This window comes from Microvirga sp. 2TAF3, assembly GCF_052114965.1.
GTDB lineage: Bacteria > Pseudomonadota > Alphaproteobacteria > Rhizobiales > Beijerinckiaceae > Microvirga.
In genome coordinates, this window is record NZ_JBFRFT010000020.1 from 17,333 (window position 1) to 43,866 (window position 26,534).

Sequence of the window (26,534 nt, forward strand, 5' to 3'; positions counted from 1 at the left end):
AAGGGTATGGAGCTGGGAATACAGAGTTAAACTGTATGGTTAGAGGGGGTCAGGCTCCGATCAGGTGAAACACGATATCGCGGCGATGCGGCTGATCCCGGTGTTCGACGAGATAGATGCCCTGCCAGTTACCGAGTGCCATCTGCCCTTCCGTGATCGGAATGCTCAAATATGACCCGGTGAGCATGGTTCGGATATGGGCGGGCATGTCGTCCGGCCCCTCCGTGGCATGGATATAAGCCGCATTTCGCGGTGCCAAGCGGTCGAAAGCCGTCAGAAGATCCCTGCGCACGTCCGGGTCGGCATTTTCCTGGATCAGGAGCGAGGCCGAGGTGTGACGGCAGAAGATCGTCAGGAGGCCGTGGAGGATCCCTGTCCCCAGGACCCACCGGGCGGCGGGCTCCGTCAGTTCGGTGAAGCCCTGGCCTTCGGTTTCGACCGCGAGCCGGCCAAGCACCTGTTGCGTCACGCTCCCTTCGGTGAGGGTTTCGATGGCAAGAATGCTCATGTTTCTTGACCCTCCGTCTCCCGATTGACGATCGTCCGGCCCTTGAGCGGATAGATTTCCTTTTCGCCGCGGTCGAGGATTTTCTCCAGGGTCTCGATCCGGTCCGCTTCCGCGGCGGGCTTGTCCCAGCGGATGCGGTTGATACGTGGAAAGCGCATGGCGACGCCGGATTTATGCCGGGTCGAACGCTGCAATCCCTCGAAGGCAACCTCCAGCACGAGGCCCCGATCCTTGCCGTATTCCACCTCTCGCACCGGGCCGAACCGGTTGACCGTATGATTGCGGACATAGCGGTCGAGCTTCATGAGTTCCTCGTCCGTGAAGCCGTGATAGGCCTTGCCTACGGGGACCAGTTCCTCGCCGTTCGAGCCATCGCGCCAGACACCGAAGGTGTAGTCCGAATAGAAGGACGAGCGCTTTCCGTGCCCGCGCTGACCATACATCATCACCGCATCGACCAGATAGGGGTCGCGCTTCCACTTGTACCAATAGCCCTTCGGGCGGCCGGGCAGATAGGGGCTGTCCGCCCGCTTCACCATGCAGCCCTCGATGGCGTCCGCGTCCGGTCCCGCGCCGACGGCGGCCGGGTCCGCCCGCGCGGCGGCGAGTTCTCCCCATGATGAGAATGCGACCAGGGGCGAAAGATCGATACGCGGGTCGCCGATGCGCGCGACCAGCGCCTCCAGGCGTTTGCGCCGCTCCTGGAGCGGCAGATGGCGCAGATCCTCTTCGCCCTCGGTGAGGATATCATAAACGCGCAGATGGGCCGGAAACTCGGCGATGAGCTTCGGCGTCACGGCCTTCCGGTTCAGGCGCTGCTGGAGCACGTTGAAACTCTGCACGCGCCCCTCGCGCACGATCAGCAATTCGCCATCGATGGCGCCCTCGAAATCGAGCGCTTCCACGAGGTCTGGAAAAGCGCGGGAAACATCCTCGCCGGTGCGGGAATAGATGCGGCGGACAGGGCGGCCATCGCTCGCCAGACTTGAGACGGCCTGCAGGCGAATGCCGTCCCATTTCCACTCGCCCTGGAAGTCGGCGGCATCGAGCTTGGCGAGATCCTCATCCTCGAGCGGATGTGACAGCATCGGCGGGCGGAACGGGGCGGGATTGCTGGATTCAGGCTTCGGTGCCCGGCCCTCGACCCAGGCGAAAAGCTCCTCATAGGGCGCTTCCAGCCCGTGCCAGATCAGCTCCACCTCATCCGCCTCGACCCCTCCGATCTGTGCCACGGCGGTCTTGGCGAGGCGGGCCGAGACGCCCACGCGCAATTCCCGCGTGATGAGCTTGAGCAATGCCCAGCGTCCGGTCTCGTCGAGAGCATCGAGCCACCCGGCGACCCGGGCGGGCAATTCGCTCTTGCCCGTCATCGTCAGCGCCTCGACGACTTCCGATATGGTCGGGGCATGCGGGGGCGGGTTGTTGTGACCGGGGCCATGCTCCACCAGCTCTCCTCCCCCTTGCGGGGAGGAGTTGGAGGTGGGGGTGGTTTGACCGGGTGAGAGGCTGTCAGGTGAAACGCCGGTAGAAAGGCCCCGCAAGGGGGAGGGGGGTGCTCCCGCATCATGCCCCGGTCCCGGCCAAATCAGTGCCGTTGTTTCCGCCAGATCGCCCACGTAGTGATACGACATGCGAAACAGCACCGGATCGGTCCGTTCCTCCACCAATCCACGGATCAGGCCGGGCTTGGCCTCCTTGAACATCAGCGCGTTGGTGAGCGCGGCAAGGGCATAGCCCCGGTCTGGATCGGGGGTGTGGCTGAAGTAGTCGATGAGCAGTCGCAGTTTCGCGTTGCGGCGCGGTTCGTAGGCGAGCCTGTCGAGAAGGGTGGCGAAGCGGTTCATGCCGTCTCTCCCGCCGCCTTGGCGGCCTGCACCTCTTCCACCTCGCCCTCATCCCCATAGCCGAGCATATGTAAGGGCCGCGCCCTGATTCCCCGGTTCGTGCACCAATGGACCAGCGCATCCTCCTGCCCATGCGTAACCCAGACCTCGCCTGCTCCGGTCTCCAGGATGGTGCGGCAGAGATCGTCCCAGTCGGCATGGTCGGAGATCACCAGCGGCAGCTCGACGCCCTTCTGGCGGGCGCGGGCGCGCACCCTCATCCAGCCGGAAGCGAAGCAGGTAACGGGGTCGGGAAAGCGGCGGGACCAGAGGTCCTGGATGGAGGAGGGCGGGCAGATGACGATGGCGCCCGCAAGCTTCGCGCGTTCGGCAGCCACGACCTTGGGCGTCTCGCCGAGCGGAATACCCTCGCTCTTGTAGAGGTCGGTCAGGCGCTCCATGGCGCCGTGCAGATAGATCGGCTTGTCGTAGCCTTCCTCCCGCAGCAGGGCGATGACCCGCTGCGCCTTGCCGAGGGCATAGGCTCCGACGATATGGGCGCGCTCGGGAAAAAGGGTAGCGGAAGCGAGGAGTTTTCGCACCTCGTCGCGGGTGTCGGGATGACGGAATACCGGCAGGCCGAAGGTCGCCTCCGTGATGAAGACATCGCAAGGCACGACTTCGTAGGGGAGGCAGGTCGGATCCTCGGCGCGCTTGTAATCGCCCGAGACGACGATGCGGGTGTCGCCGGCCTCGATGGCGATTTGCGCCGAGCCCAGCACATGTCCGGCCGGCGTGAAACGGACGGTCGCATCCCCGATGCGAATGCTTTCCCTGAGAGGTGCTTCTTGCGTTGCTCCCGCGAAGCCCTCGCCATAGCGCGCGCCCATGATGAGCAGCGTCTCCCGCGTCGCCAGAACCGAGCGGTGGCCGGAGCGGGCATGGTCCGAATGCCCATGGGTGACAAGCGCTCGCTTCACGGGGCGGGTGGGGTCGATGTGGAAATCGCCGAGGGGGCAGTAGAGCCCTTGCGGGGTCTGGGTCAGGATATCGGTGGAACGCAGCGCCATGGTCTTTGGAATATAGGATCAAAGAGAGAAATTTCAGCGCGGCGATTTGTGTTCCATACTGGCATTTCGGGGCGAGCGGGAACAGGAGACTGAAATAATGTTTCTCGCCATTGACAGTGTTTTGTCTCTCCCGCATGCCAGCGCCATGCCGTTGCCGACTCTTCGATCTTCCGGCGATCTCCTTGCGGACCGCCGCTACGAATACGCCCGCGCCGCCTTCGACGAGAAGGATTTCGAGGCCGCAGCCGACCTTGCGCGGCAAGTGCTGGACCTCGTGCCGCGTTTCGCGGCGGCCCATGCGCTTCTGGGGCGTGCGGAGGCGGAGCGGGGAAAGCATGAGGAAGCTGTCGGCGCCCTTCGCCAGGCACTCGTGATAGATCCTGACGATGCGCTTGGCGTGCGGCTCGATCTGGCGCGGATTGGCGCTCTCACTCCGGGCGAGGCCATCACGGAAGGTTATGTCCAGGCCCTCTTCGACGATTACGCCCCCAAGTTCGAAAGGCATCTGACCGAAGTTCTCGGCTATTGCGGCCCGGAATTGATCGTCGATGCCCTCGACAGGATCTGTACCGAGCTGGCGCGGCCCTTTTCGTTTGCGAGCGCCCTCGATCTCGGCTGCGGAACGGGCCTGATGGCGAAAGCCCTCAAGGGAAGCTATGCCACCATCGAGGGCGTCGATCTCTCAGCCAAAATGCTGGAGAACGCCCGCAAGTCGCAGCTCTATGACGGGCTGCACCAGGGCCACCTGACGGATTTTCTTGCAAGCCGGCGGGAAGGCGAGGCCGATCTCGTGGTCGCGGCGGATGTGTTCATCTACCTCGCCGCGCTCGATCCGGTTTTCAGTCAGGTCCATCGCGTCCTGAAAGGCGGCGGGCTCTTCGTCTTCACGGTGCAGACGCATGCGGGCGAGGGCGTCATCCTCGGGCAGGATTCCCGCTACGCGCACGGGAGGGCGGAGATCGAGGACTTCGCCGAAGCAGCCGGTTTCGCCATTCGTCTTTTCGAGGCAGCCTCGATCCGCGAGGATCGGGGGCAGCCTGTGCCAGGTTTCCTGGCGATTCTGGAACGTTAAAGCCGATCCCAGTTCATGAATCGGGATCGGCTCTTTGTTATTCGATCATCGCATGACCCGGTGGAGCAGGCGCTCTATTCCGGGAACGCTCCGTTCCTCAAACCTGCGAGGGCAGGGAGGGGTGCGGCGTCGACTCCCAGCAGCCGAGAACGGACTGATCGAAATCGATGATCGACCCGGTCATCAGGCCGGATTCGGCGCTCGTCAGGAAGGCGACGGCGCGCGCCACCTCGGCCGGGTCGAGCAGGCGGCCGAAGGGTTGGTCCTTGACCGCGTTGTCGAGCCAGCCGTCCTGCGCGCCATGATAGGTCTTCATGATCCGGTCTTCGCCCGGCGTGTTCATCCAGCCGATATTGAGGCCGTTCACGCGGATGCGCCACGGCATCAGGCTGAAGGCGGCGTTCTTGGTCAGGGTCGCGAGCGCGCCCTTGGAGCCGCAATAAGCGGAGATGAAGGGCTGGCCGCCATGGGCTGACATGGACAGGATGTTGACGATCCTGCCCTGGATCTTCTCCCGACGCATGATCGTGGCGGCGTCCTGCATCAGGAAGAAGGGCGCGCGCACGTTCACCGCGAACATGCGGTCGAAAAGCTCCGGGCTGGTATCGAAGACCGTGCCGCGGTCGGTCATGCCCGCCGCGTTGACGAGGATATCGACCCGGCCGAACACCTTGTCGGCGTGTGCCGAGACCTGGCGGACGTCATCCATATTGGCAAGATCGGCCTTCACGAATTCCGTGCGGCAGCCTTGAGCGGTGATGTCTTTCGCGACCGCCGCTCCGCGATCGGCGTTACGGCCGCAGATGACGAGCCCTGCAACTCCGCGCTCGGCGAGAGTGCGGGCGATGGTTTCGCCGAGGCCTTGGGTGCCCCCCGTGACGACGGCGATAGCATTCTTGAACTGGGATGTCTGGGACATGGTTTTGTTATGTCTTTTTCGATCTTGATTGGCGCCGGCAAATTGAACCGGCTAAATAAAGAGGGCAAGCGGATCTTCGCGGCATCCACACCGGAAGTTACTGTTGTCGCATGGCAAAAAGCAGTTGGGAACCTATCTTGAGAGGCCATGTCCAAAGCGTCCGCCTCCCTTCTGCCCCCCCAATTCCGTCAATGGTTCAAGAGCCGCGGCTGGAGGCCGCGCGAGCATCAGCTCGAACTCCTGGCCAAGGCTCAAGCAGGCCGTTCGGCCCTGCTCGTTGCGCCGACCGGGGCCGGCAAGACCCTGGCCGGGTTTCTACCGAGTCTGGTGGAGCTGGCGGATATGCGCCGGAAACGACCTCACCCTGGAGAAAAGGCCGGAAAAGGTTCTCTTCACACCCTCTACATCTCCCCTCTCAAGGCGCTTGCGACCGATATTGCCCGCAACCTGGAAGCGCCCGTACAGGAGATGGGGCTGCCGATCCGCATCGAAACACGGACCGGGGACACGCCCGCCCATAAGCGTGCCCGGCAGATCGAGCGGCCGCCGGACATCCTGCTGACGACGCCGGAGCAGCTCGCCCTGCTGCTCGCTCATCGCGAGGCGGGAGAACTGTTCAAGGATCTGCGGCGCGTGGTGCTCGACGAGCTGCATTCCCTTGTCACCTCGAAACGCGGGGATCTGCTGTCGCTCGGCCTCGCGCGGCTGTTTTCCCTCGCGCCGCAGATGAGCGCGGTCGGCCTGTCGGCGACGGTCCGGGAGCCGGACGATCTGCGGCGATATCTGATGCCGCAGCGCGCTGTAGATTCCCTTTCCCCGGATCTCGGGTGGTCCCGAGATCCGCTTCATCCTGCGCAAGTCGGGAACACCCGACTTGCGGCGGGGAGGGTGGCGCGAAGCGCCGGGTGGAAGGCGCAAAGTCGGAGCGCTTCATCTCATCGGAGCGGCACCAAGGCTGATACAGGAGATCTCTCGCCCGGCCGCATCACCCCTGGCCCTTCCCCGCAAGGGGGAGGGGAAGAGGCGCTTGCCGATCTCGTCGTGGTGCAGGGCGGAGCACGGCCGGATATCCGCATGCTCGATCTCGATGAGCGTCTGCCGCTGGCAGGGCACACGGCGGCCCTGTCGATGCCGGCGATCTACGAACTCATCAGACGGCATAAGACGACCCTCGTCTTCGTCAACACGCGGCTTCAGGCGGAATATACGTTCCAGGAACTCTGGAAACGCAACGACGACAGTCTCGCCATCGCGCTTCATCACGGCTCCCTCGACGTGTCGCAGCGCCGCCGGGTCGAGGCGGCGATGATCGCAGGGAAGCTCAGGGCGGTGGTCTGCACCGCGACGCTCGATCTCGGCATCGATTGGGGCGATGTGGATCTCGTGGTGAATGTGGGAGCGCCGAAGGGGGCCTCGCGCATCATGCAGCGCATCGGGCGGTCGAACCATCGCATGGACGAACCGTCCAAGGCCTATCTGGTACCGGCCAATCGCTTCGAGATTCTGGAGTGCCGCGCAGCACTCGATGCCGTGCACGAGGCGGCGCAGGACACGCCGGATGCGCGCATCGGCGCCCTCGATGTGCTCTGCCAGCACATCCTCGGCAGGGCCTGCGCAGAGCCCTTTCGTCTCGAGGAGTTGTATGAGGAGATCCGCTCGGCCGCGCCCTATGCCGGCCTGACATGGGAGGATTTCGAGGCCGCGGTCGCCTTCGTTGCCACGGGCGGCTATGCGCTTCGCGCCTATGAGCGTTTCGCAAAGATCGTGAAGGGTAAGGACGGCCTCTGGCGCGTGCGCGATGCCCGCGTGGCGCAGCAATACCGCATGAATGTGGGTACCATCGTCGAGGCAACCATGGTCAGGGTGCGTCTTGGCAAAACATCCCGCTCACGGCCCGGCACGGTGCTGCCACGCGGCAAGGTCCTGGGCGAGATCGAGGAATATTTCGCCGAGACGTTGAGCCCGGGCGACACCTTTCTCTTTGCCGGAGAAGTGCTGAAATTCGAGGGAATGGCCGAAGACGAGGTGCTGGTCACGCGCGCCACGGCCGGAACCGATCCCAAAATCCCGTCCTATGAGGGTGGCAAGTTTCCGCTTTCCACCTTTCTCGCCGCGCGGGTGCGGGAAATCCTCTCCGATCCGTTCGAGTGGGATCGCCTGCCGCCGCAGCTGACCGAATATCTCCTGCAGCAGCGCCGCCGCTCCATCGTGCCGGGCGCGCGCGATCTCCTGGTCGAGACCTTCCCCCGCGCCGGACGGTTCTACATGACCTGCTTCCCTTTCGAGGGAAGACTCGCGCACCAGACGCTGGGCATGCTCCTGACCCGCCGCCTGGAACGGGCGCGGTTGAAGCCTTTGGGCTTCGTCGCCAACGATTACGGCCTTGCCGTCTGGGGCAATGGCGATATCGCCGCGCGGGTGGGGCGCGAGCCGGGCTTTCTCGATGACCTTTTTTCCGAAGACATGCTCGGCGACGACCTGGAGGATTGGCTCGCCGAGGCGGCGCTGATGAAGCGCACCTTCCGCCACTGCGCCGTGATCGCGGGGCTGATCGAACGGCGCTTTCCGGGCCAGGAGAAGACCAACCGTCAGGTCACGGTCTCCACCGATCTCGTCTATGACGTCTTACGCAAGCACGAGCCGGACCATGTGCTCCTGCGCGCCGCGCGCGCCGATGCGGCAACGGGACTCCTCGACGTGAAGCGCCTCGGCATGCTGCTACAGCGCATCCGGGGGCGAATCATCCACAAGCCGCTCGACCGGGTTTCTCCCTTAAGCGTGTCCGTCATGCTGGAGATCGGCCGCGAGCGCGTCTATAGCGACAACGCGGACGAGATTCTGGCCGAGGCGGAAGCAGCGCTTCTCGACGAGGCTTTGGCGTGACGGCTTTGCTCAAGAACAAGCAGACAACAAGCGAAATCGGGCTGAACGGACTGACGGCGGTCCTCGACCTTACCGGAGCCATGTACCTCCCGGATGAGAATGCGCTTCTCGTGGCCGACCTTCATTTCGAGAAAGGTTCGTCCTTTGCCCGGCGCGGCATGCTGCTGCCGCCCTACGATACCCGCGAGACCCTGATTGCGCTGAAGGATGCGATCTTCCGGTTCGATCCGCGCGCGGTCATCGCGCTTGGCGACAGCTTCCACGATATCGGCGGGCCGGACCGGCTCGGCGACGAGGAACGTGCCACTCTCGACGAGGTCCAGTCGGGCCGGGACTGGATCTGGGTCACGGGCAACCACGATCACACTCTGCCGGAAAGCATCGGCGGACAGGTCGTCGCTGAGATGGCGCTGGGGCCGCTGGCCCTGCGCCATGAACCGCTCGCGGGCGTGCAGGCTGAAATCGCCGGTCATCTTCATCCGGTCGGAAAGGTGGTGATGCGCGGGCGCTCGACCCGGCGGCGATGCTTCCTGACCGATGGATCGCGTTGCGTCATGCCGGCTCTGGGCGCCTATGCGGGCGGACTGAATGCCTGTGACGCCGCCTTCAAACCGCTCTTCCCGGACAGTTTCACGGCGCACCTCATCGGCACCGAACGCATCTTCGCCATCGCCAGATCGATGCTCTGCCGGGATTGAGCCCGCTTAATCCCTTCGGAAAACCACGTTTGCGGTCCAGCCGAAGAACACGGCGAGGAGGGCCGCCGCGAGGCCGTAGAATATGCTCCAGTCCCGCGCGACCTCACCGACCTGCTGCTCGAAGCCGGTCTTGACCAATTCGAAATGGGTCAGTGTCCGCGCCAGGATCACGGTATCGGCAAGGAGCGTCACTTCCACGTCGTAGTTGCCGGGGGGCGCCGTTGCGGGCAGGGGAATGCTGGCGATGAAGAGGTTCGGGGCCAGGAAGGTGACGCCGCGCTCGTTTTCCCGGTACAGGCCTTCCTTTGCCTTGAGGCGGAAGAGCGCCTCGCGGAACGGCTCGTCCGCACCGCCCCGGTCGTTGGTGAAGTCCGGCGCATGGATGATGGCCTGCAGGCCGATCTTCTGACGCCGACGGAGCTGTTCGCTCGTGATCTCGGCAATCGGCCGGGAGGTCAGAACGCTCAGGTAGGCCGGCGCAGTCGGAAATTTCTGCTGGTCCTGATTGAGCCAGAACGGACCCAGCCGCTCCTTCTCGCGCACGACAAGATATTGCTGCGGCCCGCGAATGGTCACCGCCGCGTCGTAGCCCGAGGCGCGGGAAATCGTCTGCGCATCGCGCTCGATCGCGCCGAACACGGCAATCGAGGTGCCGGTATAATTGGAATTGATCAGGACGCGGTGGTTCGACAGGGACGTGATCAGGCTTTCCGCCGAAGCGGAGGCCATGCCGGCCAGCAGGATCAGGAATGCGCCGATGATCCTCACGTGCGGGATTCCTGCACGGTGATGGAGAAGGGCTCCTCCGGCTTCACCACCAGTTCGAGCGCAAAGCGCAGGCCTACGGCGAGCAGAAGGATCGCGAGAAGAAAGCGGAACAGCTCCGCCCGGAGATTGCGCCCCGCCCGGGCGCCGAACTGTGCCCCGAAGACGCCGCCGAGAATGAGCAGGATCGCCAGAACGATATCGACCGCCTGGTTCGCGACCGCGTGAAGGATCAGCGCCACGAGGGTCGTGCAGACGATCTGGAACTGGGACGTGCCGACGACTACGGCGGTCGGAACGCGGAAGATATAGAGGAGCGCCGGAACCATGATGAAGCCGCCGCCGATGCCGAGCAGGGCGCCGGCGAAACCGACGAACAGGGCCAATCCCAGGATCGGGATGACGCTGGCATAGAGTTTGGAACGATAAAACCGCATGCGTAGCGGCCAGCCGAGAAACGGCGCATGTTCGCCCCCATTGCGCCGCAGCTTGATGGAGCCGCCCTTTCGTTTCATCCAGAATTCCCGGACGCTCTCCTTCATCATCAGGCTGCCGACGACCGTAAAGAGGGTCACGTAGGATACGACGATGACGAGATCGAGTTGGCCGGCTCTTCGTGCCGCGGCGAAGAACCAGACGCCCAGGGCCGAGCCGACGAAGCCGCCGAGCACCAGAATGCCGCCGAGCCGCAGATCGAGGGCCCCGCGGCGTAGCGCGCTGAGTACGCTCGTCGTGGAGGAGGCGACGATCTGCGCCGATTGAGTGGCGACCGCGACCGCAGGGGGGATTCCAAGGAAGATCAGAAGCGGCGTCATGAGAAAGCCGCCGCCGATACCGAACAGTCCCGAGATGAAACCGACTGCCGCGCCCAATCCCAGGATCAGGAGAACGCTCACAGGCATTTCGGCGATAGGCAAATAAATTTGCAACCCGGTTCCCCTATGGCCGGTGCAGCCACATCCTGGTTATGACATTGCGGAATACAACTGTAGGATTCGCGCCATGAATGGAAGCTGACAGTTTCAAACTTTGTCAGCTCCTGTTGCCAAAATCATGGCTGAGGGCCGCGGTGCCGCCTTCATCTGAGGATTTGACCTCGTTGGCGAGAGGATCGATGGCTCTGGGGCGCCAGCTTTCGATCCTTGATTTCGCGCCATTGAGTTCTGCCTCGCTTAGGCGGGAAGCGACCTCGTCGCGCTTCTTCGCCGCTTCCGCGTCGCCCTGCGCATAAGCCAGGGAAAACCATTGATAGGCCTTGGCCAAGTCCTTCCGGGTCCCGATGCCACGCGCATAGAGCACTCCCACGTTGAACTGGCTGTCCCTGACGCCGGACTCCGCAGCCTCCATGTACCACCGCAGAGCTGCGGGATAATCGGGCTTCCCGTTGACGCCGGCCGCGAGAAGGGTGGCGAGATTGTGCATGGCGCGGACGTTGCCGCCCTGGGCTGCGCGCTCGTACCAGGATACGGCGAGCTTTGCATCGCGCGGTATTCCGACGCCCTTATCGTACAACATGGCGAGACGCTCCTGGGCAGGAGCCAGGCCCGCCTGGGCCGCTCGCTCGTAGAGGCGGACGGCGAGCGCAGAATTTCGCTGGAGGCCGCGTCCCTCGGCAGCCCGCAGCGCGATTTCGTAGACCGCTTCCGCATCGCCGGATAACGCCGCCTGCCGCAAGGCGGCAGGGATCTCTGCGGGAATTTCACCGAGCGTACCGGGATCGACGATGAACTTGGCCGTCGCCCGAGGGGTGGCGGGGCCGGAGGGGGCCATCAGACTCGAAGGCTGAAACAGCCCGGTTTCGCTCGCCGCCGCGAGCATCTTCGGAAGGCTTCCGGTCGTCTCTTCGGGAGCGGTAGCGCGGACCGGCTCCTTCGGCGCAGCCTCGGCGGAGGCTGTCAATGGCGCGGGAACATGAGGCGTGTTCGAGAAGATCTGCGCCGTTCCGGCTGCCAGGATCAGAAAAGCGAGGCTGAAGAGAAGAGGACGGCGATGGGCATCGAGAGTCCGGCGAATGCGCTCGATGAGGGAGGTGGGCGACAGGGAAACTTCTCTACCGGGCCCTCCATCCGCGGCTTCATCTACGACCGGCAATGCGGTTTCCGGATCTTCGCAATCGATCTTCTGGGCCGGGAGAGGGTGCGAAGCCCGGCGTGCTGCTGCGATGAAACTCGCGCGCACATTGCCAAGGTCCATATCGTGGGATGAGACGGCAGCCGCGACGCTGTGCGGAGCTTCAGGCTCGCGAGCCGGTTTTTCCACCACGACGGATGCCGGCTCGGGCACAGCCGCGGAAATCTCTTCGATCTGCGACAGGGCGGCCGCATGAAGGCGGCGCACGGCGGCCTCGAGACGGTCGGCCGACGGCATTCCTTCCGACGACTTGGCGCTGGAGGTGCCATGCGCGGCGGCATCCGTCGCCGTCGGGGCCTGGTCGGGAAAACGCGAGACGAGGGTTTCCAGGGCATCGTGGACAGCCCGGAGGGCCTGTTGCGTCCTCTTGTCGGCCCGGGTCTGGAGGGCCTTCAATTCGACGAAGCCCGCTTTGAGAGCGTCGAAATCGTCCGTAGCCGGCGTGCCGGACTGAGCATCCTTCAAGACCGCCCTGGCGGCGCGCTCGGCCATCAGCGCGGTCTCGTTCCGAAGGGCTTGGATATGCGCAGTCGTGTCCTCCAAAGCTTGCTTGAGAGGCTCCGGTGTCCGGGAAACCTGATCGGCGAGGGCCGCCATTCGTTGCTCGATGGCGTTGAGCGACGGGTCCTGCACCGGTGTCCGTTCGAACTTTTCTTCGAGCTTTTCGTGAAGGGAGCGAAGCATAATCTCCACGGCCGACGTATCGGCCTGCTGGCCCACTTGCCGCAATTCGCTTTCGAGCCGCTCGAACCGTTGCAGCAGAGGCGCCTGCAACGGCTGAGAATTGCCGACCACGGCCTCGATCTGGTTCGACAGGCGGTCGAACAGCACGTTCAGAGTGTCGTTCTGCTCCAAGCGGCTTTCGGCGATGCTCGCCATGCGATCAGTCAGGACGGCGAGCTGGTCGGCGATGGAGTCGATATTGGGCCGTTCCGGTTCGGGTCTGCTCACCAGAAGGTCGAGCCGGCGGCTCATGTCCCGAAGCTGCTCCGGCATGTCGCTTGCCTCATGCGCCGCGACGGAGCGGGTGAGGGCGGCGCAGACGTTTTCGAGTGAGCTTTTCAGGGCGGCAAAATCACTTCTGCCAACCTGATTGGCGCGCAGCTCCACGATCTGGCCGCTCAGCGCGGCCACGTCGTCGGACAGACGCTCGATCTGCTGGGGCTCGGCCCGCTGGGCGAGATCCTGGCGCATATCGACGATCTGGCTGCTGAGAAAATCGATGACGGAGCGGTCGATCCCCGTCTCGGCAACGTTGTCGATCTTGCGCTTGAGGAGATCGATCTCGGCGCCGATGCGCCGATGGACGCCCTCGGCCATTTCCTCGGACAGGCTTTGAACCTGGCGGTGCAGCCCCGCAACCGAGCCCGCGAGAGTCAGCAAATCCTTGCTCGATGGCCCGCGCTCCAGATCCCGCGACAGGAGACGGAAGGTCTGGTCGAGGGTGATGATCTCGTCCCGCGTGGCAAGGTTTTCCATACCCGACCGCAGGCGCTCTATGTCGCTGCGGATGTCCTCGACCGCTGGGATCGTCGGCTGGTCCAACCGCTTCGCCAACCGCGACACATCCGTGCGCAGCCCGAACAAAGTATCCGCAAGAGGCGAAAGCGCCTTCATCGCATCCTGGACCGGAAATTCGACGCGGGCCGGAGTGGGCTCCGCCGTCACACGGCGCTCGACGGCATCGAGACGATCCTTGAGCGCCGACAGGGCCTGCGACAGGACGGAGGCCATCCGGTCCTGATGGTCGGCGGAGGTCCGTGCCGTCTCGTTCAGGCGTTCTTCGGCCTGCTCGATCCACATGGCCATGGATTCGAGCGCGACGGTAGTCCGCGATGCCTGATCCTGCGCCAGCCGTTCCTTCTCGGCGGTGGCCGCGGCGGCGATGATGGTGTCGAGATCGCTGGCGGGCTGTTTGGGGAGCGTCTTGTTGGGAAGTGTCCTGGCCATCCGTGCGATGATGGCGTCGAGTTCATCGCCAGGGCGCCGGCGCGTCCATCGGTCGGCCGGTTCCTGCCTTTGCGCGCGCTCCGCCAGGGTCGCCGCGATCCAATCCTCAAGGGTCAGACCCGCCCGGCGCGCGGCAACCTCGGCTGCCTTGCGGGTGTCGGGGTTCAGACCTTCAAGATTCGCGAGATCGTTTCGTCTCATGGTCGCGCTCGTGGGGAAACTCCACTCGAACGGCGGCATGCCCCCACGCCATCCCCCGTCCCGACGGCCCTGGATCCGGGATCCGGCGAATCAGGAGCCGCCTTGGATTTTTGAGCCGACGGCACAGCTTTCGGGCAACGTAGTAAAAATGGCGTTAAGCGGCCGAGAGAGGATTCCGAGCGGACCGGTCAGACGCTCTCTTTCCTTATTTTACTTGGGAAACAGGAGCTTCCCCAACGCTGTCTGCAACCTGTGGGGCAGTACACTTGCGAGAGGTATATATAATGTTCTATCATTTCAAAACCAATGCTTGGTGAGGTTTTTGAAAAAAAAGTTACTCACCCGGCACAGCTAGGCGAGACGGGGGAACAACATGAGTAACGGTATCGAGATGAACTACGTATCCTTCTCGAAGGAAGGTGACGATGCGGACGATTCCAAGTTTTTTATGATCGGTGATCTGGCGCGTGAATTCGGCGTGACCTTGAGAACCCTGCGATTCTATGAAGATCGTGGTCTTCTTTCTCCGCGCCGCGATGGCACGGCTCGTATTTACGATGCCCGGGACAGGGATCGTCTTTCGGTCATCTTGAAAGGCAAGCAGCTCGGTTTCACCCTTACGGAAATCCGCGCCATGCTCGCCGAGGAGTGCGTGAGCAACGGGATCGCTGCTAATCTCAATCTTTCCCTCGATCAGATCGAGGATCAGATCAGCCATCTCGAACAGCAGCGGGCCGAGATCGAGGAAGCTCTGGTGGAACTCAAGGCGCGCCGCGCCAGTCTCTCGGTTGCTGCGTAAGCGGAAACGATTTTCCTATCATAATTCTATTGTTTCTACCGGACATTACGGTGTGGGTTTCGGTATCAACACCCTCCCGTATGCCCGGCAGAAACGAAACCAGGACTGCGCTCGTCGATAGCTTGGCCGCGCTCACCGAAATTACGCGTTGTTTCTCGGACTAGGCCTATTTGCGTTAAGGAGCCTCAGCCTTCTGGCTCCTGCCCGGAATGACGTTGTCGGTGCTTTTTGCCCCTTTTGCCACCTTGATCGAAAGCGATGCGGCCGGGCGCGCCTTTGAGGCTTATGGCGAGGGTCTATATCCCCGCGTTCCTCGCTTGGCTCTGGAGCGTGGAAAGGTGTGCAGCCCGATCGGTGGAACCCCATCGGCGTTGCCGTCTGCCTTGCCGGTGCCTGCACCATTCTGCTCGGGCCCCTCGTGGCCTGAACGAGCCTTCGTCGATTTTCGGACAATCTGAACTCGCACCCGTTCTGCGGGACAATTCTCGCCCTACCTCTTCCCCAACGTGACTAGATAGTTTATATGTGAACTATCTAGTCTGCCGGCGGTGTCATCGTTCAGGGTGGCCTTGAAACCGGTGTCCGATTTGGGAGGAGTTCAATGCCGGTCTACAAGGCCCCCGTCGAAGACGTCATGTTCCTGTTGAATGATGTTTTTCCCATCGAACGCTATAACAACCTTCCGGGCTTCGCCGAGGCGACGCCGGACATGGTAGAGGCGATCCTGGGCGAGGGGGCCAAGCTCTGCGAGGAAATCTTCACGCCCCTGAACCGGATTGGTGATCTGGAAGGCTGCGTCCGTAATGCGGATGGCTCCGTCACCACGCCGAAGGGGTTCAAGGAAGCCTATGAGGCTTATGCGGCCGGCGGCTGGATGGGGCTCTCGATGCCGGAGGAATATGGCGGCCAGGGGCTGCCCTCGACTCTCACTGTCGTGATGCAGGAATTCCTCTCCTCCGCCAATCTGGCGCTCGGCATGTATCCGGGGTTGACCCAAGGGGCGACCGCCGCCCTTCTGGTCCATGGTTCGGCGGAGCAGAAGAAGACTTATGTGCCGAAGATGGTCGAGGGAACATGGACCGGTACCATGAATCTCACCGAGCCCCATTGTGGCACCGATCTCGGTCTTCTCAAGACCAAGGCCGTGCCCAATGGCGACGGATCCTATGCGATATCCGGCACCAAGATCTTCATCTCGGCCGGCGAGCATGACATGGCCGAGAACATCGTCCATCTGGTGCTGGCCCGCATCGAAGGGGCGCCCGCCGGCACCAAGGGCATCTCGCTTTTCGTCGTGCCGAAATTCCTCGTGAAAGAGGGCGGCTCGCTGGGAGAGCGCAATGGCGTCTCATGTGGTTCGCTCGAGCATAAGATGGGCATTCACGGAAATGCCACCTGCGTCATGAATTATGACGGTGCGAAAGGCTGGCTGGTCGGAGAGGAGAACCGCGGCCTCAACGCCATGTTCGTGATGATGAACGAGGCCCGGCTCGCGGTCGGCGTGCAGGGGCTTTCGCAATCCGAGGTCGCCTATCAGAACGCAGTGGCCTATGCGAAGGAAAGGCTCCAGGGCCGTGCGCTCACGGGCCCGAAATTTCCCGACAAGCCTGCCGACCCGATCATCGTTCACCCGGATGTGCGCCGCACGCTTCTCTCCATCAAGGCCTTCAATGAGGCAGCTCGTGCGCTGCTCGTCTGGACCGCGCTGAAGAGCGATATCGCGCATCGTTCATCGGATGACGCGGAACGCCAATCCGCCGACGACCACATGGGCCTCATGACGCCGGTGGTGAAAGGTGTTTTGACCGACCTCGGCTTCGACAATGCGGTCAAGGCGCAGCAGATGTTCGGAGGCCATGGCTATATTGAGGAATGGGGCATGTCGCAATTCGTGCGCGATGCCCGCATCGCCATGATCTACGAGGGCGCGAACGGCATCCAGGCTATGGACCTCGTCGGTCGCAAGCTCGGTAAGGATGGCGGCCGTGCGGTCATGGCCTTCTTCAACGAGGTCGGCGCTTTCTGCCAGGAGAATGCGAATGACGAGAGCCTGAAGGACTTCATCTCTCCGCTTCAGCAGGGCCTCGGCCATCTCCAGCAGGCGACCATGTGGTTCATGCAGAACGCCATGGCGAAGCCCGACAATGCGGGCGCCGGTGCGACCGATTACATGCATCTCTTCGGCCTTGTGGCCATGGGCTATATGTGGGCCAGGATGGCGAAGGTGGCGAACGAAAAGAAGGTCAAAGGCAACGGCGTCGCGGACAAGATGGATGCGAAGCTGTTGACGGGCCGCTTCTTCATGGAGCGCCTGATGCCGGAAACCGCCTCGCGCCTCGCCTGCATCTCATCGGGTGCCGATGTGACAATGGCGATGCCCATGGAGATGTTTTGAGTTTGAGAAGCGCCATCCCTGCCATAGCGTAGCGAAGAGCCTGGATCGCGTGACGAGAGGGCGCCTCATTCTGATACGGTCCCGGGTCCGGCTTCGCCCGCACGGGATGACTTGCAGGTTTTAGGGAGATCCTCATGGCTGAAGCTTATATCTACGATGCCGTCCGCACCCCGCGCGGACGCGGCAAGCCGGATGGTTCGCTGCACGAGGTGCCATCCGTCGACCTTGCCGTGACGGCCCTCAACGCCATCCGCAATCGCAACGATCTCGATCCGATGCTGGTAGAGGACGTGGTGCTCGGCTGCGTCGATCCGGTCGGGGAGGCGGGCGGTGACATTGCCCGCGCCGCAGTGCTCAAGGCTGGGTTCGGCAAGGAAGTGCCGGGCATCCAGATCAACCGTTTCTGCGCATCGGGTCTCGATGCGGTGAATCTTGCAGCTGCTCAGGTGATGACCGGCATGAAAGACGTTGCCATTGGCGGCGGCGTCGAATCCATGAGCCGCGTCGGCATGGGCGCGTCGGGCGGCGCATGGCCGGTCGATCCCGGCATCGCGGTCCCGAACTACTTCCTGCCGCAGGGCATTTCGGCGGATCTCATCGCCACCAAATACGGCTTCTCCCGCGACGATGTGGACGCCTATGCGGTTGAGTCACAGAAGCGCGCGGCCCGCGCCTGGGACGAGGGCCGCTTCAAGAATTCGATCATTCCAGTGAAGGACATTAACGGCCTCACATTGCTGGCCAAGGACGAGCATATGCGGCCGCAGACCGACATGCAGTCGCTGGGCCAGCTCAAGGCCTCTTTCGTGCAGATGGGTGAAATGGGCGGCTTCGATGCGGTGGCGATCGCCGCGCATCCGGATGTGGAATTCGTCAATCATGTGCACCATGCGGGCAATTCATCGGGCATCGTGGACGGCGCGTCCGCCGTGTTGATCGGCTCGGAAGAAGGTGGGCGAAAGCTGGGCCGGAAGCCCCGCGCCCGAATCCGGTCTTTCGCTTCCCTCGGTTCCGATCTCGCTCTCATGCTCACCGGACCCATCGAGGTGTCCGAGCTTGCGTTGAAGAAAGCGGGCATGACGAAGGACGACATCGATCTCTTCGAGATCAACGAGGCTTTCTCCGCCGTTGTGCTGCGCTACATGCAGGCGATGGAACTCGACCCGTCCAAGGTCAATGTGAATGGCGGCGCCATCGCCATGGGGCATCCGCTCGGCGCCACCGGCGGCATGATCCTCGGCACCGTACTCGACGAACTGGAGCGCACGGGTAAGCAGACGGCGCTCGTCACGCTCTGCGTGGCCGCCGGCATGGGCACGGCGACGGTGATCGAACGAGTTTGATTTTGAACTGTCATCCCGGGGCCGCGAAGCGGAGCCCGGGATCGTAAGACGAGAATGCACGGACAACGATCCCGGCTCTCCGCTGCGCTTCGGCCGGGATGACGGGACACCTCCTGGGAGGACGACATGACGAATTTCATCAATTTCCGCTTCGAAGTCGACGGCGACGGGATTGCAATCGCAACCTGGGACATGCCGGACCGGTCGATGAACGTTATCACCACCGGCGTGATGGACGAGCTGTCTCAGATCATCGAGAAGGTCGCGAACGACGAGGCCATCAAGGGCTGCGTCATCACCTCCGGTAAGGAAAGCTTCTCCGGCGGCGCGGATCTCGCCATGCTGCAGGAATCGAAAGCGCGATACGAAAAACTCGCGAAGGAGAAAGGCGCGGAAGAGGCGATGAGCGCCTTCTTCGAGGAATCGCGCAAGCTCTCGCAGCTCTATCGCCGGCTGGAAACGAGCGGCAAGCCGTTCGTGGCCGCGATCCACGGTGTGTGCCTCGGCGGCGCGTTCGAGCTGGCGCTTGCCTGCCATCAGCGTGTGCTCTCCGATGCGGATGCAACCCGGGTCGGCCTGCCGGAGATCAAAGTCGGTCTCTTTCCCGGTGCGGGCGGCACGCAGCGCGTGTCACGCCTGATGCAGACCGGCGATGCGCTTCAGATGCTGCTCAAGGGAGAGCAGATCCGTCCGCTCATGGCGCGCAACATGGGCCTCGCCCACACGGTCGTGCCGCGCGATCAGCTCGTCCGGACCGCGAAGGACTGGATCAAGAATGGCGGATCGGCGAAAGCGCCGTGGGATCAGGAGGGATTCAAGCTGCCCTCCAACAAGGTCTATTCCGCGGCCGGCATGCAGGTCTGGCCCGCGGCCAACGCCATCTATCGTCGCGAGACGCAGGATAACTATCCGGCTGCCCGCGCCATTCTGGAGGCTGTCTATCAGGGGCTCCAGCTCCCGATGGATCAGGCCTTGAGGGTGGAGTCGCGCTTCTTCGCCAAGATATTGCGCTCGAAGGAAGCGGCGGCGATGATCCGCACCTTCTTCCTGTCGATGCAGGAACTGAACAAGGGCGCGCGCAGGCCGAAGAACGTGCCGCCGACCAATCTGAAGAAGATCGGCGTGGTCGGCGCAGGCTTCATGGGGGCGAGCATCGCCTATGTCACCGCCCATGCGGGCATGGAGGTCGTACTCGTTGATCGCGACGTGGAGTCGGCGGAGAAGGGCAAGGCCCATTCGCACAAGCTCATGTCCGATCAGATCATGAAGGGCCGCGCCAAGACGGCGGATCGCGATGCGCTCCTGGAACGCATCAAGACTTCCGCCGATTATAACGACTTGAGCGATTGCGACCTCGTCATCGAGGCCGTGTTCGAGGATCCCAAAGTGAAGGCCGATGTGATCCAGAAGGTCGAAGCGGTGATCCGGCCGGATTGCATCTTCGCCTCGAACACCTCGACGCTTCCCATCAGCGGACTCGCCAAGGGCTCGAAGCGGCCGGACGAATTCATCGGCATCCATTTCTTCTCCCCGGTCGAGAAGATGATGCTGGTGGAGGTCATCCTCGGCAAGCAGACGGGCGACAAGGCGCTCGCCGCCGCGCTCGATTTCGTGCGCGCCATCAAGAAGACGCCGATCGTCGTCAACGACGCGCGCGGATTCTTCGCCAATCGCTGCGTCCTGGGCTACATCCTCGAAGGCCACCTGATGTTCCTCGAGGGCGTGCCGCCCGCCATGATCGAGAATGCCGGCAAGCAGGCCGGCATGCCCGTCGGTCCGCTCTCGCTCAACGATGAGGTCGGCGTCGACCTCGGCCTGAAGATCCTGCGAGCCACGAAGGAGCAGCTCGGCGAGGCTGCGGTGGTGCCGGAGCAGGAACAGCTTCTGAGCCGGCTCGTCGACAAAGAAGGCCGTCTCGGCCGCAAGAACCGCAAGGGCTTCTACGATTATCCCGAAAGCGGCCCGAAGCATCTCTGGCCCGGCCTGAAGGATCTCCAGCCCAAGTATCTTGATGCGGAGCTCATCGACATGCGGGAGCTTAAGCAGCGTCTTCTCGTGACGCAGGCCCTGGAGGCCGCGCGCACGGTGGAGGAGGGCGTCATCACAGATCCGCGCGAGGCGGATGTGGGCTCCATCCTCGGCTTCGGCTTCGCGCCCTATACGGGTGGCGTGCTCTCCTACATCGACTTCATGGGCGTGAAGAATTTCGTGGAGCTGTGCCGAAGCCTGCAGGCCAAGCACGGCGAGCGCTTCGCTCCGCCGAAAATCCTCCTGGACATGGCAGCGTCGGGCGAGACCTTCTACGGACGCGCCGAGGCGAAGAAGGCGGCGTGAAGCCGCTGCCTTCTTCCCAAAGGGGAGGGGGACAGGAACCTCGATGAAACCACATTTCGCCATGCTGTCAGCATACAATGCCTGGTGCAACGAGCGTCTCTACGATGCCGCGGCGGAACTTTCCGATAGGGATTATCGCGCCGATCGCGGCGCGTTCTTCAAGTCCGTTCATGGCACTCTCAACCACATCCTCGTCGCGGACCGCCTCTGGATGAAGCGTTTCACCGGACAGGGCGAGGCGCCGGACCGGCTTGACGCGATCCTGTTCGACGATCCTGATGCGCTTCGCGAGGCTCGCCGGAAGGAGGATGAACGGATCGTCGGCTACATCGATCATCTGTCCGAAGAAGATCTCTCGACAAGGTTTCACTATCGCACCGTGACCAATCCCACCGAGATCGAGCAGCCGCTTGCCTCGGCGCTGCTCCATTTCTTCAATCACCAGACGCATCATCGCGGCCAGGTGCATGGCCTCCTCACCGGCCTGGGACGCGATGCGCCATCCCTCGATCTCGTCATGTTCCAGCGCTTGAGCGGCATGGGCATGACATGATGGACATGACATGAATCTCTGGTTTCGTGTCCTTTACCTGATCATCGCGTCTTACTTCAGGTCGAAGCTCGACCCGGTGCGCAATGTCTCGCGCCTGTCCTTCCGCGTCTGGCCGCACGATCTCGACACGTCGCTGCATATGAATAACGGGCGCTACTGGACGCTCATGGATCTCGGCCGGGCCGATATCATGATCCGCTCCGGGCTGTGGCGCTCCATTTACCGGAATGGCTGGGTGCCGGTGGTGAGCGCGGGCAAGATCCGCTTTCGCCGCGAGCTGAAGCTGTTCCAGTCCTTTACGCTCGAAACGCGCATCGTCACCTGGGCGGAGAGCTTCGTGGTAATAGAGCACCGGCTCATTTCCAGGAGCCGGGACGGCGACCCCATTCTCTCCGCCATCGCTCTCGTCCGCGCCGGTCTCTATGACCGCAAGGCGAAAAGCTTCATCACCGTCGACCGCTTGTTCCACGAGATCGGCATTCACGCGCAGGCGCCGGAAGCCACGCCCGAGGTGGCGGCTTTCCTGGCGGCGGAAGAGGCGTTGAAGAAGTCGGCTTGATCGTTCAGGGTGGTACGATACCTTGCTTGTTTCTTCTGTAACCGTGAAGCGATCCCATGCCACGCACCATCGATTATTATTTCTCGCTCATGAGTCCCTGGGCCTATATCGGCCATGCACCGTTCATGGAGATCGCCCGGCGTCACGGGATCGAGGTCAATTACAAGCCCGTCTTCCTGGGCCGGGTCTTCGCCGAGACCGGCGGCCTGCCGCTCGCCCAGCGACATCCGGCACGGCAGCGCTATCGGCTGGTGGAATTGCAGCGCTGGCGCGAGAAGCGCGGCCTGTCCTTCAATATCAAGCCACAATATTGGCCCTTCGAGGTTAACCTTGCCGACCGTTTCGTCATTGCCGCCGCTGTCTCCGGCAAGGATCCGGACACTCTCCTGCGCCGTGCCTTTTCCGCTTTGTGGGAGAGGGAGCAGGATTTGGGCAATCCGGCCGTGCTGGCCGAGATCGCCGAGGCCGCAGGTTTCGATTCCTCGTCCCTGATGGATCTCGCTAACAGCAGCACCACGGAAGCGATCTACGCTCTCAACCTCGAGAATGCCGTCGCGGGAGATATCTTCGGTTCACCCGCCTATGTGCTCGGCGGCGAGGTTTTCTGGGGCCAGGACCGGCTCGAATTGCTCGACGATGCGCTCACGAGCGGGCGGCCAGCTTACATTCCTGTCGTCTAGCGCATCGTGCGGAAAAATGGACCGGTTTTCCGCATGGAACGATGCGCTCATCCAACGAGAGAGCAGCGGATCGATCCCAAGAGTGGACGCCGATTTTACCGTGAGAAACATGCGTCTTTCCAAAAGATAGAGCCTATTCCGCCGCCACCCGGGTCGCGCGCCACTGGGTAAGGAGGGCGCGCAGAGCGGCCGGTTTCACAGGCTTGTTGAGCACATGCACGTGCATGGCGGTGGCCGCATCGCGCACCGTAGGCGTGCGGTCGGCAGTAGCGAGGATGGCGGGGGTGTCGACCTGGGTTTTCCAGCGCAGAGTCTTGATGAGATCGAGGCCGTCCCCCTCGTCGAGGTGATAGTCGGCGATGATCACATCCGGGCTTGCCTTCTGCGCCTTGATGACGGCTTGCGCGCTCTCCAGACCGGACGCGGTCCAGACTTCGCAGCCCCAGCCGCGGAGCAGCAGGCGCATCCCTTCCAGGATCGCGGGCTCATTGTCGACGACGAGCACGCACAACCCCGACAATGCCGTGACGGGCACCTTGGGTTCTTCCGGTGCCGCCTCGGATGCGGGAAGAGCCGCGACGACGGGAACATCGACCCGGAACACGGAGCCGCGGCCGGCTTCAGATTTCAGCGCGACGGGATGACTGAGAACGCGGCCCAGGCGTTCGACGATAGACAGGCCGAGGCCTAGTCCCCGCGCAACCTTCGCACCTTGATCCAGGCGTTGGAACTCCCGGAACACGATCCGCTGCTTCGACGGGGGAATACCCAGCCCCGTATCCCAGACCTCCAGAATCAGGTGACTGCCGCGGCGGCGACCGCCGACCAGCACCCGCCCGGTGGTCGTATATTTGATGGCGTTGGAGATCAGGTTCTGCAGCAGTCGGCGCAGGAGGCGGCGGTCCGAGCGCACCGTAAGCGACGATGGCGCGAACGTGAGTGTCAGCCCCTTGCCGCGTGCGACGGGGTCGAATTCACGCTGCAATTGCCGGAACAGTTCGTCTATGCGGAAGCTCGACCATTGCGGCTTCATGGCGCCCGTATCGAGGCGCGAGATGTCGAGGAGCGCCGTGAGGATCTCCTCCACCGCGTCGAGGGAGGCATCGATGTTCTCGGCGAGTGTTACGTCTCCCGCTTCCCGGTCGCGTTCGACCAGGGAGGTGGCATAGAGGCGGGCTGCGTTGAGGGGCTGCAGAATGTCGTGGGATGCCGCGGCAAGGAAGCGGGTCTTGGAAATATTCGCCTCGTCGGCCTCCGCCTTCGCGCTGGTGAGGGCCGCGTTGAGCCGGGTCAGCTCCTCCGTGCGCTCGCGGACGCGCTGTTCGAGCGTCTCGTTGGCACGGCGGCTTTCCTCCTCCGCAGCCACCGTGTCGGTCACGTCCGTGTAGGTGGTCACGAGGCCGCCGTCGGGGAGTTGGTTGGAACGGATCTCGATGACCTTGCCGGAGGGATGGAGCTTGAGGCGCACAGGCTCCAGATCGTGCAGGAAGGAATGGATGCGGGCCTCGACCAGCGCTTCGAGAAGCCCCGGTCCGTAGGAGCCACGCTCCGCATTGAACCGGATGATGCTGTCCATGCCGACGCCGACGCGGACGAGGTTCGGCGGCAGATCGTAAAGATCGACGAAGGCCTGGTTCCAGGCGAGCAGCCGCAGGTCGCGGTCGAGCACCGTAATGCCCTGTCTCGCATAGTTGATCGCGTGCTGGAGAAGATCGCGGCTATGCTGGATCGCCGCCGAGGCATCGTCGAGAAGCTTCAAGGCCGCCTTCGTCGAAACCGTGCGACGGCGAAGGAGCAGGGAAAGGGCAAGGCGCGAAGAGGCGGTGCCGATGGCCGAGGCAAGCAGATACTCCGCATAGCGCAGGAGATGGATGTCGGCCTCCGCGCGCAACTCGAGATTCTGGCCGCGGCTATGGGCGAAGCCCTCGAATGACCGGCTCGTGCGCTCGTCGCCGAGATAGCGCGCCACCGTCGCGCGCAACTCGTCCACCGTCACGCTCGGCCTGAACAGCCGGAAGCTCGGCGCGGTGGAATTGTCGGTTTCGCCGACGAAGATATTGGCCTGGATCCGCTCCAACGCCGTCACCGGCCGCCACAGCGAGAAGCCGATATAGGTGAGGATGTTGAGGGTCAGGCTCCAGACCACGCCGTGGGTGAGCTGAGGCAGATCGACCCCGAAGAGCGCCGTGGGCTTGAGCGCGACGATGCCGAAGGGGCCCGTGACGACGACATCGGACCAGAACACCCCATCCCAGACGAGGCTCGGCAGCAGCAGGGTATAGGCCCAGGTGACGAAGCCGACGGCGAGCCCGACGCTGGCGCCCAGCGCCGTTCCGCGCGACCAGATGAGACCGCCCAGAAAAGCTGGAGCGATCTGCGCGATGGCGGCGAAGGATAGCAAGCCAATGGCCGCCAGCGCGGCCTCTCCGGAAGCCCGATAATAGACATAGGCGAGAAGGATCACCACGACGATCGAAATGCGGCGGATGCCGAGCACGAGACCGCCGAGGTCGATGCCGGCAAAGGCGCGCCGACGCAGCACGATGGGCATGACGAGATGGTTCGAGATCATGACCGCGACCGCGACTGAATCGACGATCACCATCGCGGTCGCCGCCGAAAACCCGCCAAGGAAGGCGATGATCGCAATCTTGCCAGCATTGTCGAACAAGGGCAGGGCCAGGACGGTCATATCCCGGTCGATTGTCCCTTCAGGGAAGACGGCAAGGCCTCCCAGCGCAATGGGAATGACGAAGATATTGATGGCTATAAGATAGACCGGAAACAGCCAGGCGGCCCGTTTCACATCTTCGATGGCCCGGTTCTCGACCACGGTCATGTGGAATTGGCGCGGCAGGAGCAGGGCCGCGCAGCTCGAGATCAGGATGAGAGTGATATAGCTGCCGAAGCCTGAGGTCCGTCCGAGAAGGCTGGTACTGATGCCCTGTTCGTTCAGCCGCGCGACGATGTTGTCGTATCCGTCGAACATCACGAAGGTGATATAGCCGCCGACGACGAGAAAAGCGGCGAGCTTGACGACGGACTCCAGCGAGATCGCCATCATGAGCCCGTCCTGGTGCTCGGTCGCATCCGTGTGTCGCGTGCCGAAGGCGACGGCGAAACCCGCGAGGACCAGGGCGACCACGAGCGCGAGATCGCCGAAGATCGGGATCTGGTGCGAGGTGGCGCCGCTCGCCGTAAGAAACACATCGAGAGAGGACGAGACCGCCTTCAATTGCAGGGCGATGTAGGGGATCGAACCGATGAGCGCTATCAGGCTGACGATGGCCGCGACCCGCTCGCTCTTGCCATAGCGGGCGGCCACGAAGTCGGCGATGGAGGAGATGTTCTGCGTCTTCGCGATCCTGACGACCCGGGCAATGAGCATATGCCCTAGTCCGATGACGAGGATCGGCCCGATATAGATGGTGAGAAAATCGAAACCCGAACGGCTGGCGAGCCCCACGGATCCGAAAAACGTCCAGGAGGTGCAGTAAACGGCCAGCGACAGGGCGGCGATGGTGGAGCGCGCCGGCCCTTGGATAAGGCGTCGCCCCGAATTGTCGCCCCAATGGGCGACCGTGAACAGAAGGCAGAGATAAACCAGGGCCGATAGAACAACCGCCCAACTGGCGACCATGTCAGATCCTCGCGAGAGCCAGAAGCAGGTTTAACCTTTCAGATAAAGGATTGCCACCTTCCCTCCTCATGGCTGCGACCCCTGCAACCGTTATTCCGGGGCTGCTTCCTTTGTCATCCCGGCGATCCGCAGGGCTGGGAAGGGGATCCAGGGGAACCGCCGAAGATCGTTGGTTTCCTCCCCTCCGCAGCGCTCCGGCCGGGAAGGACACG

General features: G+C 63.0%; 18 protein-coding genes. 10 read left to right on the top strand and 8 right to left on the bottom strand.

Features of this window, described 5'->3' with window-relative positions:
• Positions 1 to 49 precede the first annotated feature (49 nt).
• Genes AB4Y97_RS17665 through AB4Y97_RS17675 form a run of 3 tightly spaced genes read right to left on the bottom strand, consistent with a single transcriptional unit; the run spans position 50 to position 3,401 of the window.
• On the bottom strand, positions 50 to 508 hold the full coding sequence (locus tag AB4Y97_RS17665; protein ID WP_442000359.1) for a secondary thiamine-phosphate synthase enzyme YjbQ: 459 nt from the start codon (positions 506 to 508) through the stop codon (positions 50 to 52).
• Positions 505 to 2,352: a cisplatin damage response ATP-dependent DNA ligase gene (locus AB4Y97_RS17670; RefSeq protein ID WP_442000360.1), complete on the bottom strand. Its 1,848-nt coding sequence runs from the start codon at positions 2,350 to 2,352 to the stop codon at positions 505 to 507. Before AB4Y97_RS17670 ends, AB4Y97_RS17665 begins: the two co-directional genes overlap by 4 nt.
• Positions 2,349 to 3,401, bottom strand: a complete 1,053-nt coding sequence (locus tag AB4Y97_RS17675) for a ligase-associated DNA damage response exonuclease (protein ID WP_442000361.1) — start codon at positions 3,399 to 3,401, stop codon at positions 2,349 to 2,351. The genes AB4Y97_RS17670 and AB4Y97_RS17675 overlap by 4 nt, the downstream gene beginning before the upstream one ends.
• A gap of 97 nt (positions 3,402 to 3,498) precedes the next feature.
• On the opposite strand from AB4Y97_RS17675, the gene AB4Y97_RS17680 reads away from it, so the two are divergent.
• Positions 3,499 to 4,473, top strand: a complete 975-nt coding sequence (locus AB4Y97_RS17680; RefSeq protein WP_442000362.1) for a methyltransferase domain-containing protein — start codon at positions 3,499 to 3,501, stop codon at positions 4,471 to 4,473.
• A gap of 97 nt (positions 4,474 to 4,570) precedes the next feature.
• Here the strand turns inward: AB4Y97_RS17680 and AB4Y97_RS17685 are convergent, their stop codons facing one another.
• Positions 4,571 to 5,392 carry an SDR family oxidoreductase gene (locus AB4Y97_RS17685; RefSeq protein WP_442000363.1) on the bottom strand — a complete coding sequence of 274 codons (822 nt, stop codon included), beginning with the start codon at positions 5,390 to 5,392 and terminating at the stop codon, positions 4,571 to 4,573.
• 147 nt (positions 5,393 to 5,539) lie between these two features.
• On the opposite strand from AB4Y97_RS17685, the gene AB4Y97_RS17690 reads away from it, so the two are divergent.
• On the top strand, positions 5,540 to 8,275 hold the full coding sequence (locus AB4Y97_RS17690) for a ligase-associated DNA damage response DEXH box helicase (RefSeq protein WP_442000364.1): 2,736 nt from the start codon (positions 5,540 to 5,542) through the stop codon (positions 8,273 to 8,275).
• Positions 8,272 to 8,973 (top strand): ligase-associated DNA damage response endonuclease PdeM, encoded by a 702-nt coding sequence (gene pdeM, locus AB4Y97_RS17695; RefSeq protein ID WP_442000365.1) that lies wholly within the window; start codon positions 8,272 to 8,274, stop codon positions 8,971 to 8,973. Before AB4Y97_RS17690 ends, pdeM begins: the two co-directional genes overlap by 4 nt.
• Positions 8,974 to 8,979: 6 nt before the next feature.
• Here pdeM and AB4Y97_RS17700 read toward each other — a convergent pair whose 3' ends face one another.
• The 3 genes from AB4Y97_RS17700 to AB4Y97_RS17710 all read right to left on the bottom strand — a co-directional run bounded on the left by AB4Y97_RS17700 (position 8,980) and on the right by AB4Y97_RS17710 (position 14,019).
• Positions 8,980 to 9,741: a TIGR02186 family protein gene (locus AB4Y97_RS17700; protein WP_442000366.1), complete on the bottom strand. Its 762-nt coding sequence runs from the start codon at positions 9,739 to 9,741 to the stop codon at positions 8,980 to 8,982.
• Positions 9,738 to 10,667 (bottom strand): sulfite exporter TauE/SafE family protein, encoded by a 930-nt coding sequence (locus AB4Y97_RS17705; protein ID WP_442000367.1) that lies wholly within the window; start codon positions 10,665 to 10,667, stop codon positions 9,738 to 9,740. Before AB4Y97_RS17705 ends, AB4Y97_RS17700 begins: the two co-directional genes overlap by 4 nt.
• Before the next feature lie 103 nt (positions 10,668 to 10,770).
• Positions 10,771 to 14,019 carry a hypothetical protein gene (locus AB4Y97_RS17710; RefSeq protein ID WP_442000368.1) on the bottom strand — a complete coding sequence of 1,083 codons (3,249 nt, stop codon included), beginning with the start codon at positions 14,017 to 14,019 and terminating at the stop codon, positions 10,771 to 10,773.
• Positions 14,020 to 14,410: 391 nt separating this feature from the next.
• Here AB4Y97_RS17710 and AB4Y97_RS17715 point away from each other — a divergent pair, with 391 nt between their 5' ends.
• The 7 genes from AB4Y97_RS17715 to AB4Y97_RS17745 all read left to right on the top strand — a co-directional run bounded on the left by AB4Y97_RS17715 (position 14,411) and on the right by AB4Y97_RS17745 (position 22,682).
• On the top strand, positions 14,411 to 14,818 hold the full coding sequence (locus AB4Y97_RS17715; RefSeq protein ID WP_442000406.1) for a MerR family transcriptional regulator: 408 nt from the start codon (positions 14,411 to 14,413) through the stop codon (positions 14,816 to 14,818).
• A 601-nt stretch (positions 14,819 to 15,419) separates the two neighbouring features.
• Positions 15,420 to 17,213: an acyl-CoA dehydrogenase C-terminal domain-containing protein gene (locus AB4Y97_RS17720; protein ID WP_442000369.1), complete on the top strand. Its 1,794-nt coding sequence runs from the start codon at positions 15,420 to 15,422 to the stop codon at positions 17,211 to 17,213.
• A 134-nt stretch (positions 17,214 to 17,347) separates the two neighbouring features.
• On the top strand, positions 17,348 to 18,556 hold the full coding sequence (locus AB4Y97_RS17725; protein ID WP_442000370.1) for an acetyl-CoA C-acetyltransferase: 1,209 nt from the start codon (positions 17,348 to 17,350) through the stop codon (positions 18,554 to 18,556).
• 126 nt (positions 18,557 to 18,682) lie between these two features.
• Positions 18,683 to 20,890, top strand: a complete 2,208-nt coding sequence (locus tag AB4Y97_RS17730) for a 3-hydroxyacyl-CoA dehydrogenase NAD-binding domain-containing protein (RefSeq protein WP_442000371.1) — start codon at positions 18,683 to 18,685, stop codon at positions 20,888 to 20,890.
• Positions 20,891 to 20,933: 43 nt separating this feature from the next.
• On the top strand, positions 20,934 to 21,443 hold the full coding sequence (locus tag AB4Y97_RS17735; protein WP_442000372.1) for a DinB family protein: 510 nt from the start codon (positions 20,934 to 20,936) through the stop codon (positions 21,441 to 21,443).
• 10 nt (positions 21,444 to 21,453) lie between these two features.
• A complete protein-coding gene (locus AB4Y97_RS17740) occupies positions 21,454 to 22,002 on the top strand; it encodes an acyl-CoA thioesterase (RefSeq protein WP_442000373.1) in 549 nt (182 codons plus the stop codon).
• Between the two features lie 56 nt (positions 22,003 to 22,058).
• Positions 22,059 to 22,682, top strand: a complete 624-nt coding sequence (locus AB4Y97_RS17745; protein ID WP_442000374.1) for a 2-hydroxychromene-2-carboxylate isomerase — start codon at positions 22,059 to 22,061, stop codon at positions 22,680 to 22,682.
• A 133-nt stretch (positions 22,683 to 22,815) separates the two neighbouring features.
• Here the strand turns inward: AB4Y97_RS17745 and AB4Y97_RS17750 are convergent, their stop codons facing one another.
• Positions 22,816 to 26,322: a PAS domain-containing hybrid sensor histidine kinase/response regulator gene (locus AB4Y97_RS17750; protein ID WP_442000375.1), complete on the bottom strand. Its 3,507-nt coding sequence runs from the start codon at positions 26,320 to 26,322 to the stop codon at positions 22,816 to 22,818.
• Between the last annotated feature and the right edge of the window lie 212 nt (positions 26,323 to 26,534).

Coding starts and splice junctions, on each gene's coding strand:
- AB4Y97_RS17665 (WP_442000359.1), bottom strand. CDS start 508: ATGAGCATTCTTGCCATCGAAACCCTCACCGAAGGGAGCGTGACGCAA.
- AB4Y97_RS17670 (WP_442000360.1), bottom strand. CDS start 2,352: ATGAACCGCTTCGCCACCCTTCTCGACAGGCTCGCCTACGAACCGCGC.
- AB4Y97_RS17675 (WP_442000361.1), bottom strand. CDS start 3,401: ATGGCGCTGCGTTCCACCGATATCCTGACCCAGACCCCGCAAGGGCTC.
- AB4Y97_RS17680 (WP_442000362.1), top strand. CDS start 3,499: ATGTTTCTCGCCATTGACAGTGTTTTGTCTCTCCCGCATGCCAGCGCC.
- AB4Y97_RS17685 (WP_442000363.1), bottom strand. CDS start 5,392: ATGTCCCAGACATCCCAGTTCAAGAATGCTATCGCCGTCGTCACGGGG.
- AB4Y97_RS17690 (WP_442000364.1), top strand. CDS start 5,540: ATGTCCAAAGCGTCCGCCTCCCTTCTGCCCCCCCAATTCCGTCAATGG.
- AB4Y97_RS17710 (WP_442000368.1), bottom strand. CDS start 14,019: ATGAGACGAAACGATCTCGCGAATCTTGAAGGTCTGAACCCCGACACC.
- AB4Y97_RS17715 (WP_442000406.1), top strand. CDS start 14,411: ATGAACTACGTATCCTTCTCGAAGGAAGGTGACGATGCGGACGATTCC.
- AB4Y97_RS17720 (WP_442000369.1), top strand. CDS start 15,420: ATGCCGGTCTACAAGGCCCCCGTCGAAGACGTCATGTTCCTGTTGAAT.
- AB4Y97_RS17725 (WP_442000370.1), top strand. CDS start 17,348: ATGGCTGAAGCTTATATCTACGATGCCGTCCGCACCCCGCGCGGACGC.
- AB4Y97_RS17730 (WP_442000371.1), top strand. CDS start 18,683: ATGACGAATTTCATCAATTTCCGCTTCGAAGTCGACGGCGACGGGATT.
- AB4Y97_RS17735 (WP_442000372.1), top strand. CDS start 20,934: ATGAAACCACATTTCGCCATGCTGTCAGCATACAATGCCTGGTGCAAC.
- AB4Y97_RS17740 (WP_442000373.1), top strand. CDS start 21,454: ATGAATCTCTGGTTTCGTGTCCTTTACCTGATCATCGCGTCTTACTTC.
- AB4Y97_RS17745 (WP_442000374.1), top strand. CDS start 22,059: ATGCCACGCACCATCGATTATTATTTCTCGCTCATGAGTCCCTGGGCC.
- AB4Y97_RS17750 (WP_442000375.1), bottom strand. CDS start 26,322: ATGGTCGCCAGTTGGGCGGTTGTTCTATCGGCCCTGGTTTATCTCTGC.